The 13656-nt window shown below is 67.9% G+C and carries 12 protein-coding genes; 1 reads left to right on the top strand and 11 read right to left on the bottom strand.

The window, feature by feature from the left end; all coding sequences use genetic code 11:
- Position 1: 1 nt before the first annotated feature.
- The 11 genes from DFR29_RS09625 to DFR29_RS09575 form a co-directional block, all read right to left on the bottom strand.
- Positions 2-274: a LysM domain-containing protein gene (locus DFR29_RS09625; RefSeq protein ID WP_133818381.1), complete on the bottom strand. Its 273-nt coding sequence runs from the start codon at positions 272-274 to the stop codon at positions 2-4.
- A 17-nt stretch (positions 275-291) separates the two neighbouring features.
- Positions 292-993, bottom strand: coding sequence for a hypothetical protein (locus DFR29_RS09620; protein WP_133818380.1), 702 nt, complete (start codon positions 991-993; stop codon positions 292-294).
- 1 nt (position 994) lies between these two features.
- Positions 995-1276: a hypothetical protein gene (locus DFR29_RS09615; protein WP_133818379.1), complete on the bottom strand. Its 282-nt coding sequence runs from the start codon at positions 1274-1276 to the stop codon at positions 995-997.
- Complete coding sequence (locus DFR29_RS09610; protein WP_133818378.1) at positions 1273-3378, bottom strand: ATP-binding protein; 2106 nt, start codon at positions 3376-3378, stop codon at positions 1273-1275. Before DFR29_RS09610 ends, DFR29_RS09615 begins: the two co-directional genes overlap by 4 nt.
- Complete coding sequence (locus tag DFR29_RS09605) at positions 3375-4499, bottom strand: Pvc16 family protein (RefSeq protein WP_133818377.1); 1125 nt, start codon at positions 4497-4499, stop codon at positions 3375-3377. Before DFR29_RS09605 ends, DFR29_RS09610 begins: the two co-directional genes overlap by 4 nt.
- Positions 4499-5416 (bottom strand): hypothetical protein, encoded by a 918-nt coding sequence (locus tag DFR29_RS09600; RefSeq protein WP_133818376.1) that lies wholly within the window; start codon positions 5414-5416, stop codon positions 4499-4501. Before DFR29_RS09600 ends, DFR29_RS09605 begins: the two co-directional genes overlap by 1 nt.
- On the bottom strand, positions 5413-6249 hold the full coding sequence (locus DFR29_RS09595; RefSeq protein ID WP_133818375.1) for a hypothetical protein: 837 nt from the start codon (positions 6247-6249) through the stop codon (positions 5413-5415). Before DFR29_RS09595 ends, DFR29_RS09600 begins: the two co-directional genes overlap by 4 nt.
- A 6-nt stretch (positions 6250-6255) precedes the next feature.
- Positions 6256-6765 (bottom strand): phage tail protein, encoded by a 510-nt coding sequence (locus DFR29_RS09590; protein ID WP_133818374.1) that lies wholly within the window; start codon positions 6763-6765, stop codon positions 6256-6258.
- A gap of 165 nt (positions 6766-6930) precedes the next feature.
- Positions 6931-9369: a phage tail sheath family protein gene (locus tag DFR29_RS29990; protein WP_133818373.1), complete on the bottom strand. Its 2439-nt coding sequence runs from the start codon at positions 9367-9369 to the stop codon at positions 6931-6933.
- Between the two features lie 75 nt (positions 9370-9444).
- Positions 9445-9696, bottom strand: a complete 252-nt coding sequence (locus DFR29_RS09580; RefSeq protein WP_133818372.1) for a hypothetical protein — start codon at positions 9694-9696, stop codon at positions 9445-9447.
- 435 nt (positions 9697-10131) lie between these two features.
- Entirely contained in the window at positions 10132-11181 is a 1050-nt protein-coding gene (locus DFR29_RS09575; RefSeq protein WP_243746005.1) for a sigma-54 interaction domain-containing protein, read from the bottom strand.
- A 796-nt stretch (positions 11182-11977) separates the two neighbouring features.
- Here DFR29_RS09575 and DFR29_RS09570 point away from each other — a divergent pair.
- The gene (locus DFR29_RS09570; protein ID WP_133818371.1) at positions 11978-13342 is read left to right on the top strand and encodes a pentapeptide repeat-containing protein; all 1365 of its coding nucleotides are present in this window, start codon (positions 11978-11980) and stop codon (positions 13340-13342) included.
- Positions 13343-13656: the final 314 nt, after the last annotated feature.

Raw genomic sequence — 13656 nt, 5'->3', positions numbered from 1 at the left:
GCTATTTCACCGGTACGTCGATGGCGCGGCCGCTGCGGCGTACCAGCGTATTCGCCTCCAGCTCGCTGTTGGCGTCGGCGATATGCCAGAAGCGCGTGCCGTCGCGAAAGCGCCGGTAGGCCATCACGTCGAGCTGGTCGTGGTCGTGTACGACGCTGCGTTCGCCTGGCGTCGCCGGCAGGCGGCGCAGCATCACTGCCTGCACCTCACGGCCGGTGAGATCGGTCGTGACCACCGTCGGTATGCCGTAGTAACGCGAGTTCTTCAGAAACATGCTTGCTTGCCTCCCGCTCAGAACAGAACGATCTCCACCGCCGGCGCGACCACGCCGGCGAGATTGAGAATGGCCTGGGCATCGCGTGCGCCCCGGGAATACATCAGCGCGCCCTGGCCGATGGTGTCGCTGCTGCTGGCCGCGAAGGTCATCACGTCCAGGCCGATCTGCACCTCGGCTTGCACCGGGTTGAGGAAGGCATCGAATTTCTGCTCGGTGATGGACATCGATTTCACGCGCACCGGCAGCACCCGCGTGACGCCCCAGATAAACAGGATGCGCGGCAGCGTTTCCGGCGGAATCGGCCGCTCCGGCGCGTCGTCGCCGCCACCGCCGAGGGCATCGCCGATCGCATCGATGGCCTTGCCGAGCAGGCCGCTGAGCGGACCGGCCGGGTAGACCATCTTTTCCAGTGCCGCCAGCTGCGGCCCCACGCCGAATACGCGCGGAATGGCCGAGCGCGCGCCGCCGGCGCCGAGATCGTCGGCGGCGGAAAAACGTGCGGTCACGCTGATGCTTTCGGTTGGCGGCGCGGAGGTGCGCGAGGGTTCGCGCTGGCGCGGCTGGTTGGCGCCCGGCGCGGCCGCGCGTGGCTGCGGAATGCCGATCGTGCGCGTGATCTGTTCCGGATTGAACTGGAAGATGACGATATTCGGGATAGGCCCGAGGAATTCGCCGCTGTATTCGACCAGCACGCCACGCAGCAACAGGCCCGACATATCAGCGTTCCTCCACAGGCTCGGCGGCCGGGGCCGCGGACAGAAACGCGGCCAGCGCATCGGCGATGCGCGCACGCAGGGTTTCCGCGTCCATGGCCATGCCGGTTTCGATGGCCGGCAGGCGGATGGACGGCGCCAGTTCCCGCGCTGCCAGCGCATCGAGGGCGCGCGGGTCCAGCCGCTTGAGCAGTTCCGCATCCAGCCCCTGCAGCGCCGCGCGCGCGGTTTCGGCCGAGATGCCGTGGGCGCGCAGGGCCAGCTGTTCGATGCGGATCTGCGTCACGGGCCGTTCTCCGCGTACAGATCGCGCACCAGATCGGCGTAGTCGCCGAAACTTTCCGCCGAAGTGGGGCGGTCGAGCTTGTCCAGCTCGCGCTTGAGCGCAGCCAATACGCCGCGCATGTCGACGCAGGCAGTGCCGCTGCGCGCGGCCTGCAGGCAGGCATTGAACGCGACCGAGCGGATATGTCCGCCGGCCAGCGGCAGCAGCCGGGCGAGGAAGGCGAAATCGATCGCCGAGGTATCGACCGCTGGCGGAAACACGTAGCGCCACAGGCGTTCGCGCTCGGCTTCGCCCGGCAGCGGAAATTCCACCAGGTAGCGCAGGCGGCGCAGGAAGGCGTCGTCGAGATCGTCGCGCCGGTTGGTAGCGAGTATGGCCACGCCCTTGAGCCGTTCCATGCGCTCCAGCAGATAGCTGATCTCGATATTGGCGAAGCGGTCGTGCGCATCCTTGACACTGGTGCGCTTGCCGAACAGGGCGTCGGCTTCGTCGAAGAACACCACGCAGTCACTTTCCTCGACTGCGTCGAATACGCGGCGCAGGTTCTTCTCGGTCTCGCCGATGTATTTGTTCACCACTTGCGAAAGATCGATGCGGTACAGCGGCAGGCGCAGCGCGTCGGCGACGGCTTCAGCGGCCATGGTCTTGCCGGTGCCCGGCGCGCCGCAGAACAGCAGCGACAGGCCGGCTTCGTTCCAGGCCGCCGCGGTGCCCCATTCGTAGTGCACGCGGCTCAGTGCGCGCGCGGCGTTGACGCATTCGTCCAGATGCGCGCGCTGTACCGGCGGCAGCACCAGTTCGTCCAGGCGGAAGCGCGGCTGCACCAGCTGGGCCAGGTTGCCCAGGTCGGGACGAGTCTGCGCGCGGCACAGGGCGTGCAGGTCGTCTTCCTGCAGCGGGCCGTCGAAGGCGCGCGCGGCGACGCCGATCGCGTCGATGGCATCGGCGCCGATGCGGAAACGCTGCGCCACTTCGGCGATGACGCTGTCCAGTCCGCGCGCACGCGGCCCCAGTGCCGTGCGCAGGCGCTGAAGGCGGCTGGCGTGATCGGTCGACGGCAGCGGCAAGGGCGGCTGCAGCAGCGCGGCGGGCAGGCTTTTGCTGGCCTGCAGATCGCGCATCGGCAGCAGCCAGCGCACGGGCACGGCCGGCCATTCCTGGCGCCGCGCGTGCTCGTCGGTCGCGGCCATGCCGACCGGCAGCAGCACGTCGACGCCATGCAGCCAGCACCAGGCGGCCAGCGCGGCGAGCCGCGCCGGATCGTACGGCGCAACACCGCGAAGCTCGACGATGAGGCGGCCGCTGAGACGCGCCACCAGTGCGGCCCAGGCCGGGAAATCGCTGCCGGCATCGCCGAGCAGCGGCAGGAACTGCGGCAGGCGCGGCGTCTCGCGCAGCAGGCTGCAGGCGGCGCGCAGCGCTGCCGTGGGTGCTGGCGACGGTGCGGCAGGCAGGCGATGCAGTTCCGGCGGCAGGCGGCCGTCGTCGTATAGCAGCGCCGCGGCGATCAGCGCGCTGGCCTCGAATCCCTGCTGCGCGCGCGTGCCGTCGCCTTGCAGCAGCAGGCCGAAACGGAACAGTGCATGCGAAGCGTCAAGGGCGAGTACCGCCAGCGGGTCGTCGCACAGCTGCTGCAGCAAGGCCGTCGACGGCAGGCTGCGCTGCGCATCGCTGTGGCAGGCGGCGAACACCGGGCCGGCGGCCGCATCGGCGCGCGCGAGCAGGCCCAGGGCGAGCATCAGCTGCGCCGTGTCGTCGAGATCCAGGCGGTAGACGATGGCGGCCCAGCGGCCTGGCGCTGCTTCGCGTGTGCGGCGCAGCGTGTCGATTTCCTCGCCGAGATGGCGTGCGGTGAGGTCGCTGTCGAAGAAGCGGCGCTTGGCGGCGTCGAAGCGCTTGAGATCCAGGCTTTCCTGCGCGGCCTCGCCGAACGGCGGCATGGCATCGCCGATTGCCGAGGTATCGGCGCGGCTGCGCCATAGCCAGCAGACTTCGCGGCGCAGACGCAAGGTGGCCTCGGCCAGCCAGCTGGCAGCGAGCGGGTCTTGCGCGCGGATTTGCGGCGTGAAGGTGCTGGGCGGCGTGGCGACGGCGGCGTTCATGCCCAGACCGCCTCGGGCGTGTGCACGGCCTGGGCGCCGTTGACGTGCAGGATCAGGTAGTACGAACCCGGCAGCAGGGCATGTGCCGCGTCCACCGTGGCGACCAGGCTGGTCTGCGCGGCGGTGCCATTGACTTCGAGGTTCAGCACCACAGCGCCGTCGCGGTAGAACGCGACCGATATCGCATCGTCGGCGCCGCCCAGGCGCTGTCCGCTCAGGGTCACCGCACCGAACAGGCGCGGACCGGCCGGCGTCAATGCGCCGACGCTGGCGCTGCTCACGCTGGGCAGCAATTGGGCAAATTGTGGATTACTGGTCTGCAGCCGGCCGCTGGGCAGATGGCGCCCGACCACGACCGGGTGATAGCCGGCCGACAATGCCGGTACGGCCGGAATCTGCGTACGCACCGCGCCGTCGCGGGCGGAAGTGATCGGCAGCGCCAGCGAGCCGACCAGGATGGTATCCAGGCTCGCATCGACGCCGCTGCCGGCCAGCTCTATCGTCGCGCCGGCTTCGAAGCGCGCCGGTGTGATGCTGGCGAGATTCGGCCCCAGCCCCGGCAGCACGATGACGCCCGGCGCCGCGGGCGGGCCGACGCTGAGCACCGGCGGCGCGTAGGCCGGCAGCACGTCGGGTGCAATCAGCACCGGACGCACCTGGAACGCCGCCGAGATGCGGTATTTCTCGTCGCTGCCCTGCAGCACCTTCGACAGCAGCTCGGTATCGCAGGGATCGAAACTGAGTTTCAGCGGCTCGGGGTTGTCAGCCAGCGCCGGCACGCTGGGCCGCAGCAGGGTCATTTCCTGCAGGGCGGCCAGGCCGCGCGCGAGTACGCGATGCGCGGCGATGGAGTCGCTGTCGCGCGACTGGTCGTACGCCGTCAGCAGGTAGCGCAGCACCAGCCACAGCGGCGGTGGCTGGCCGTCCTGCAGCGAGTGGTTTTTCAGCGAGGCGTCAAAATCGACCTGGAACAGGAACAGGTTGAGCTTGGGTTCGTTGTCGCGATTGGCGGCGACTTCGGGCCGGCCGACAATGGTCAGCAGCGAGGTGCGCAGCTGCAGCTGCGCGCGCACGGCCTCGGACACCGCGCCGATCGCTTCCTTGGTCGCGGCCAGAGGCATCAGCCACCTCGCAGATAGTGACGGTGTGCATTGAACGCGGCGACCTGCGGCGCGGCAGCAGCGGGCGCTGAGGGCGCTGCGGACAGGTCGGTGGTGACGGCGGCAGGTGCGACAAGTTCGATGTCGATGCGGCCTATGGTCACCTGCACCGCTGCCGCGGCAGCGGCGCCTGGCCTGTTGCGCAATGGCGCATCGCCGCCGGGACGCGGCGTGGCGCGGCTGCGCGTGGGCGGCTGGGACAGCGGTGGCGCCACGCGCATTTCCGCAGCCGCCTCCACAGGCCCGGCGGCTGTACCGACGGGGTTTTCCGACACAAGGGACGTTACCGCTGCGGCATGGCGCAGGGGCTGCGCGTCGCTGCGCCTGGAAGCTGCCGCCGCTGCGGCAACAGCGACTGCAGTGCGTGGGGAAGCGGCGGCACGTTCGTTTGCGCCCAGAGTGCTCATAGTGGAAGTTTCCACTAATGAGGCCGTGTCGGCGGGCGTACGCACGGCTAGCGGCGTGGCTGCCGCTGGCGGCACCTCAGTCGGTTCGGGCATGGCCGCGACTGGCGTGGCGCGAGTCGTCGCGGATGCGCTGGGCTGCGTGCCGGATTCGTGCAGCGGTTCCGGGTTGCGCTGCAGCGCAGGCAGTTTGTGCGCGCGCTGCACCGTGGGCGCATCGGGCGCGTCCGGCGCAGACAACGGCGCATCGACCGGCATGGCCGCGGTATGGCGCGGTGCTGCTGCTGCGGGCAGGGCGAGGCTGGCTGCTGCGGCTGCGGCTGGCGCGGTCGGTGGTGCCGCCGCCAGTGTTTCGATGCTGTATTCGCTCAGCGCGGTATCCGGCGGCGCGGCCGCAGCCGGTTCGCGCGGCCGCGCCGTGCGTGCGGCAATCAGGCCAGAACGTTGCGCCAGGCGGCTGAAATACGGCGTCATGAGAAGTGGGCTTCCACCTGGGCGAGATAGCGCGCGCGCCGCCAGGGCGGCAGTCCGACGATCTGCGCCTCGCTCCAGTGATAGATGCAGGCCAGGCGATGCACCTGCTCGATCAGGCTGCGCTGTTGCCGGCGCAGACCTTCGATCAGCAGCTGTTCCAGGTCGACATCGATGTTGTTATGGCCGCCGCAGTACGGACATTCGATGCCGACAACCAGGGCATTGAGCGGGTCGCTCGCATCGAGCAGGGCGGCAATCGACTCCAGCCAGGCCGTCGGCAGGCTCCAGTCCTGCGTCGGCGGCGCGTCGGCGACGCGTTCGACCAGGCGCTGGGCAAGCCAGCGTTCGCCGGCTTCGGTGGTCTGTGCCGTGTCGCTATCGGCGAATTCGCGCCAGGCGCGCTGGTCGTCGCCGGTGGGCAGGCGGCAGAGCAGGGCACTGCCGTCCGGCGCGACGCCGCTGGCGCTGTGCACCGTGTGCGGCGCGGCGAAGCTGGCCAGTTCCAGTTCCAGCTCGATGGACTGGCCGCAGCCAGCGTGGCCGCAGGATGCGACGGCGGTGGTATTCGGGCCGGTGGTGGCCAGCGCGACCGCCAGCAGCCCCTGCAGCCGCTCGGCGACGCTCCACTGCCACAGCGCCTGCGCAGTCAGCGGGCGGGTATCGGCAGCGCGCAGGCAGCGCGCCAGCAGGGCGGTGACCAGCAGCGCACGCGGTGCGGCGTCGAACTGCAGCGCCAGATCGCCGCACTCGGCCGCGTAGCGGCGCGCCGAGAAGCGCGCGCTTTCGGCGCTGCTGCCCGGCGGCCACGCCGTATACGTGTGCAGTCTGGCCATCGCCGGTCAGCCGGCTTCCGCCGGTTCGGCGGTATCGACGTCGCGCTCCCAGCCTTCCAGCTCGATCTTCATGCTTTCGATCGCGATGGCATTGGCATTGGCGTCGAGATCGGGCATGGCGGTGTATTCGCTGACCCAGCACGCGTGCAGGAAATAGCGCTTGGCCACCTGGCCTTTCTCGTTCATCACTTCCAGCGTGAGTTCTTTCTTGTAGCCGGCCAGGTCCATGGTCGGATCGCCGGCATAGGCATGTACCTTGTTGGCCCAGTTCTCGAACTCGGGATCGTGGGTGATGCCGCGTTCCAGCGTGATCGCCTCGTAGCTGGTGCGGCCGGGCGATTTGTGATCGATGCTGTTTTCGCCGCCGCTGCGATGCTTCACCACTTCAGTGGTGCGCTTGAGCGAGCCGGCCTTGCTGATGCCCAGCACGGTCTTGTTGTCCCACAGCACGCGAAACTTGAAATTCTTGTACGGATCGAAGCGATGCGTGTTTACCACAAATCCAGTATTAGCCACGACTGTCTCCTCTGACGATCTGCGCAAACGCCGGGTTCATGGCTGCTGTACCCGGCCGCCCGTCTCCACAATCCGGCCAGGCTCCGGCGTCGCAGGGGCCTGGCCGCCCCCTTTCTCAAGGCGGCTGCAACAGCAACAGCAACAACGGCCGGTTCCGCAGCCTGCTCAGAGATCGCCGGCAATCTGCTGGATCTTGATGACGACGAATTCGGCGGGCTTGAGCGGTGCGAAGCCGACCTCGATATTGACGATGCCCTTGTTGCGATCGTCCTGGGTGGTGGTGTCCTTGTCGCATTTGACGAAGAACGCTTCCTTGGGACTGGTGCCCTGGAATGCTCCCTGGCGGAACAGCGACATCATGTAGGCGTTGATGTTGAGGCGGATCTTGGCCCACAGCGGTTCGTCGTTGGGTTCGAACACCACCCACTTGGTGCCGCGGAACAGCGACTCCTCGATGTTCAGCGCCAGCCGGCGTACCGGGATGTATTTCCACTCGCTGCCGAAATCGTCGTCGCCGGCCAGCGTGCGCGCGCCCCAGGCCACCAGGCCGTTGGGGAATACGCGCAGGCAGTTGACCGCTTTCTTGTTCAGCACACCGTTTTCGTTGTCGGTGAGGCGCACGTCGATGCCGAGTACGTCGCGCACATCGGCTTCGATGCCGGCGGGGGCTTTCCACACGCCGCGGCTCGCGTCGGTGCGTGCCATCAGCCCGGCCATGGCGCCGCTGGCGCCGGTCTTCTTGTTCAGGCCGGCGTTGTCGAACACCACGCGCGGATAGAACACGGCGGCATAGGTTTTCAATGCGCCGGAGACATTCAGGTCGCCGATCAGCGCGGTATTGCCGGCTACGGCCGGGCGTCCGTCGCTGCTGGTCCAGTTCGCCGGCGAGTCGATCAGCAGGAAGGCGCGGTGTCCGGCGCAATAGTTGGCCGCGGGACTCCACACTTTCAACTGTTCGGCGGCGAGAACTTCCGCGTCCGGCGGCAGCACCATCAGGTTGAACAGATCGACCGGGTCCAGCGCGTGGAAGCCGGTCTGGTCGACCGGGTTGCCGACATAGTCGGACAGCAGCGGCGCGTCGCCGTCCTTGCCGGCGACACCGGCGGTGCTGAAGGTGCTGGTGCCGGCCAGGCCCAGCGTGTACTGGCGCGTGTTCGGAATCAGCGCATTGTCGAAGGCGGCGATGGTCGTGCTCGGCGTGCTGCTGGGCAGCTCGTTGACGCCACCGCCCTTGGCGCGCAGGGCCAGCTGATAGCCCCACAATTCGGCGCGGAACGCCAGCGCCGCGTTGTTGTTGATCGCATTCATGATGATGCGCAGCTTTTCGCGCACGCCGTCGTTGTCGCCGGTAGCGGAGCTTGTCGTCGGCGTGTTCATGAACCACGGATTGGTGTCCGGTGGCGCGGTCTTGAGGTTGACGGCGGTGTCGATGCCGTTGATCGTCACCTTGGTGATCGCGCCGGCACCGCCCTGGGGCAGCGCGCTCAGCGCGTTCAGGCTGCCCAGGATGCCCGGCGTGGCCGGGTCGCCCAGGCGCACCAGCACGGCGTTCGGTGCGGGGCGGAAATTGCTGAAGCGCGTGGTTTCGAGGCCACCCTGTTCGTGGCCCAGCATCAGTGCTGCGGCAATATCGCGATTCGACGCGCGGCTGATGCGCACCGACGAGAACGGCGCCGTGGTCGAGACGATATGGATGACGCGGCCGACACTGGCGATGTCCTCGACCGTCGCCGTGACCGTCTGTGCCGGCGCCAGCGTGGCCAGCTCCGCATTGATGCGCGTGGTCAGCTCGCTGCCCATGGTGGCGAAGTTCGACGGCACCGCCCACCCGGTCAGGTCGACCGTGACGGGCAGGCTGTCGTTGACGCGGATGACGAAGCTGGTCTGCGGCGCGGTTGGCGCGACGGGCGTGATCAGTGCGTTCAGCGCCGCGGCCACCGCGCCGACGGCGCCGGTGAACGGACGGCGCGACTGCGAGTAGCCGGAAAAACTATTGCCCGTGACATTGATGAACGCGAGGGGCAGGGTGGGGTCGCCCATGTTGGTCGACAGTTTCAGATCGATCAGCGCGGAACTCTGGCTGACGAAGCTCGGCGCGAAACGCGGCGATATCGGGTTCATCGACAGGTTCGGATGCACTTCGGTGGCGACGACACTGCCGCCTTCTTCCTGGATCACGCGCAGGTTGAAACTCTCGTGCGGACTCGCCGTGGCGTAGTCGACTTCCAGGCGCACGGTATTGCCCCATTCGCCATCGGCTTTGGCCGTGGCGACGAGTACCGATTGCGCCGCGCCGGCCAGGCTGCGCAGCGTGACCGAGGCTTTCTGCGTCGAGCCGGCCTTGGCCAGTCGCACGATGTAGCAATCGGTGCCGCCGTTGGCGAAGAAGTGGCGCACCGAATGCGACAGGTCGCTTTGCGGGTGGGGCGCGCCGAAATTGCGCAGGAAATCGGCCAGGCTCAGGCAGCGCACCGCCTTGTTCAGTGGCCCTTTGCTGGTGCGGCCGAAGAACGCGGCGATCGAGGTCGAAACACTGGTGATCGTATGTACACCACTGGACACTTCGTCGATGTACACACCGGGATAACTCACGGTTACAGCCATACCAGACTCCTTCGCGTGCGGCGCTTGCTGGCGCCGGGTGGCGTGTGCAGGGCGATGGACCCGTAGACGGCCGCTTCAGTCCGCGCCGTCGCTCGCTTGCGGTGGTGCACGGTCGTCGGTTGCGGCGGCGCGACCATAGAGTTCGGTGCCGTCGGGCAGGGTGCGCAGTTCCACCCTGCCCAGCGCTACCAGTTCCATGAGCGCCTCGCGCAGCGTATCCAGCGACACAGCCTGCAACTCCGGCGTCAACCACCATTGCCGTATTCCCGCAGGACTGTCTGCCGCGTCCGGAAAACGCGACAGATAGGTTTGCAGGGCCTGCTGCAATGATTTCAACCGTTGACCAGCACCAGTCGGCATCGAGATCGCTCCGAGCGGCGCCGCGGTTACAGTGGCAAGTCGCGTGCCACCGCTTGACGGCGGCGCGTCGCCAGAAAAATCAATGGCTTGTGCGGGTGACGCAGGAGCCCCGGTGGCGGCGATGACCCGCAGGCAACAACCAGCAAGGTATACAAGTGGCGCCTGGGCTGGCGCGCAGGACTGGGGCAGATCTGACCCGGCTGGGGCAGGCTGGGGCGACGCGGGTGGGCTCAATGCACAGGGCGAAAGCTGCAGCGCCTGCGCACGACAGCGCCGGCGGTTCTGCCCAGGCGGGCGCGCTGCCCGATGTGCCGGTCAGTGGAAAAGTACAGGAATGATTCGGCGCGGAAAGTAAACGAATGCTTCGCCGGCCGCGCAGCGGCGGGCGGGCTTGCGGTGCGGCTAGCCCGGCAGTCCGGCAGTGCCGGTGCGCTGGCCGATACCGTATTTCTTCAGCAGCTTGCCCAGCGTGCGCCGCTCCTTGCAGGCCAGCCGAGCCGCGGCCGAAACGCTGCCGCGGGTTTCTTCCAGCAGCTGCAGCAGATAGCTGCGTTCGAACTCGGCGATGGCCAGTGCCTTGGCACGCTGGAAGCTGGTCCTGTCGCGTGCCGTGTCCGCGCAGGGCTGGGCCGCGCACTCGTCCAGCAGTACTTCGTCGCCGTCGCACAGCAGCACATTGCGATGAATCACGCTTTCCAGCTGGCGCACATTGCCCGGCCAGGCGTAGTGCATCAGCCAGCTGCGGCTGGCCGGATGCAGCGACTTGGGTTTCTGGCCGTAGCGCGCGCAATACACCGCGAGGAAATGACCGGCCAGCAGCGGGATGTCGGACTTGCGTTCGCGCAAGGCCGGTATCGTCAGGCGCAGGATGTCCAGACGGTACATCAGGTCGCTGCGGAAGGTGCCGGCTTCCACCAGTTCGGACAGCGGCCGGTTGGTGGCGGCGATGATGCGCGCGTCGGACACCAGTTCGGCACTCTGCCCGACGGGGCGGTAATGACGGTCCTGCAGAAAGCGCAGCAGCGCGACCTGGCCCTTCCAGGGCAAGGCGTCCACTTCGTCGAGAAACAGCGTGCCGCCGCGGGCCTGGGCGATGACGCCGCTGCGTGCGGTCTTGGCATCGGTATAGGCGCCGCGCACATGGCCGAACAGTTCTGCTTCGACCAGTGCCTCGGGAATGGCGCCGCAGTTCAGCGGGACGAAGGGTTTGCTGCGCCGTTCGCTCAGATAGTGAATGGCGCGCGCGGAAATTTCCTTGCCGACGCCGGTTTCGCCTTCGACCAGTACGCAGGCGTCGGTACGCGCGATCTTGCCGATGCGGTCGACCAGGCGCTGGAACGCGTCTGAGCGGCCGATCATGCCGTGGCGCGACATGGCCAGCGCCGCGCTGCCGCCGAAGCCGGTTTCGCCGGCTGGCTGCGACTGCAAGGAGTGCTCTGCTTCGCTATCCACCGGCTGGCTCCGTTTGCCCTTGGTGTGGCGATTCGGCTGTCTGTCGAACGCGTTTGCCGTCTTCCGGCACGAGGCGTGGTTGCGACTTGTCGCCGTACTGCCACTGCGTCTTCCCGGCGCCCGGCCTAGCGCCGACATGTATCCGACATCGCCGTCCGGCTAACTGCCGGATTGCCGCGCAGGCAACGGAAATCGATGCGATTCGTGGCCAGGCAGCGATGTCGGCTCCTGCTGGAGCGAATTCGCGCAGCAGGTCATTGCAAAACGACAGCCAGGCTGCAAAGCGAACAAAAATACAATGCCTGCGCGACAGGCGGTGTGCATCGTCTTATTTCGTCACAGGACGCGCCAGCGTGGCGCGGGGCGACATTCGTGCTTTGTGCTTTGCCGGCAGTTTCGCTACAGGTAGCGACGTATACGAAGCAAAACGGGAGCTTGCGCCCTAAACCTGGCTGGTTGCAGAGGAATGGCGGCCCGCGGATGCGGCCTTGCCGCAGCGTTGCAGCACGGCGGGTGGGAGAAATGATCTGCTCGTCGCACCTAGGCACACAGATGAATGCGGATGCCGTTCCCTGACGCAGCCTGCGGCGGCGATGGCGGCTGCGGCGGCGGGCAAACTATTTCGTTCCTATGTCGGGGGCAAGGTGGGCAAGTTGCGCTTATCCGTAGTGCTGCGTGGTGCTGGCCGGCCGCGGCCGCCAGCGGGGTCTACCCGGTTCGAGATACGCAACATCGTTGCCGGCGTGGCGATCCAGGCCGCGATCGCGCCGCCGGCCTGCGGCATCGGGCCGCGGTGATGCAGCCGCCGACACACGCGGATCTGGCGGCGCTCGATTCGGCGGCGCTGCTGGACAAGGCGCAGGAGCTGGCAGCGGAACTGCGCCGCCTGCAGGCGCGCGACGAGGCGGTGCTGAGCCCGGCCTCCTGGCTGGGACTGGCCTCGTTGCGCGTCGCGGCAGGACGGCGGCTGTACGCCAGCACGGGCCAGTTCCTTGCCCAGGCGGTGGACTGGATGCGCAGTTCCGGCCGGCTGGCGTTTCCGGCCGACGCGGCGATCGCGCTGACCGCCGCGCTGCTCGACCGGCTGGTGCGCGTCGGCCTGTTTCGCGGCGCGATCCTGCTGATGGCGCCGCTGCTGCTGATCGGCCAGCTGGCGATACTGTGGCAGCAGACGCGCAGCGCGAATCAACAGCTCAGGGCCGAAAGCCGGGCGATGGCGCGAGACGCTTTCGATATCGGCCTGAAGGCGCGCATGGCGCTGTCGCGGCCGCCGCTGGATCGCGACGGAAAAGCCATCGATGCAGCGCCGGAGACCTTGCGCGCCGAGAGTTCCTCGGCGCGCATCGATCGCTGGGCCGCGCCGAACCCGTCGGCCGTGGCGCAGTTGCGCCTGTTCCTGCAGGCCAGCCGCGAAACCGCCGAGCCTCTGCTGGCGCCGTTGCTCGACGATGAAAATGTCAGCCTGGCCAGCGCGATGTTCGCGGTGTTCGCCACCGCCGGGCAGGGCGGTAGCGAGCACGCCCGCCACGGCGGCGGCGACGCGGCGACGGAACAATGGCGCAATGTCCACCTTGGCAAGGCCGACTTGTCGCGCATGGATCTTTCCGCCTTGCACTGGAGTGGCGGCTACGGCGCCGGACTTCGCCTCGACTACGCCGTACTGGACCGGGCGCAGTGGAGCAAATTCAGTTTCCCGGCCCTGCACGGCGAAGGCCTGCAGGCGCTGGACGCGGTGTTTCGCTGCGCCTCGCTCAGCGCTTCCCGCCTGGACGGGGCGAAGCTGCGCGGCAGCCAGCTGTCCGGCATGGAGTTTCGCGGCAGTTGCCTGCGTCGGGCCGATTTCGGCAATGCCCGCCTGCACAAGACCAGTTTCGAGAATGCGGATCTGAGCTGCGCAGTGATCGGCGGCGGCGCAGTCGACGCTGCGCATCGCGACTACGCCGATCTGAACTGCCCCTACCTGACGGAGAACCATCGCGGCGCGAACCTCTACCGGGTGCAGGCGCCGGCAGCCTGGCTGGCGCATGCCTTCTCCGATGGTGCGGTATGCCGCGGCCCGGACGGAACGAACTACGCGGCGAAGGACTGCCCGCTGTCTGCGGCCACCGCGCAGACAGCGGACGCGCTATGCATGCCGCCCAGCTTGCCCGCCTGCGAGTAGCTGGCGGTCGCCGCTCGACGGGCATTCGGCTGCAGACTCAATGCCCCAGCAGGAACTGCGCCGGCGCGCCGCCATCATCAAGGCGCATAGCGGCCAGGATTTCCTGCCAGTCATCCATGCCCTGCGGAAGAAGCCCGGCGCGGGGCTGCGTCCACTCCCTGCTGAATCGTGCCCTGGCGTTGCGCCAGAAAAAAAACCGACCCGCATGGCTGGCATGCGGGTCGGTCGGGAGCTGGCGTCTTACAGCTTGGCCCGGCTGCGCAGGTTGCTGCGGAGACGGTTTTTACGGCGGCGGGCGCGTGCTCTTTTCATGA

This window comes from Tahibacter aquaticus (assembly GCF_004363655.1).
GTDB classification, from domain to species: Bacteria; Pseudomonadota; Gammaproteobacteria; order Xanthomonadales; family Rhodanobacteraceae; genus Tahibacter; species Tahibacter aquaticus.
This window is presented reverse-complemented; position numbering and strand designations above follow the sequence as displayed.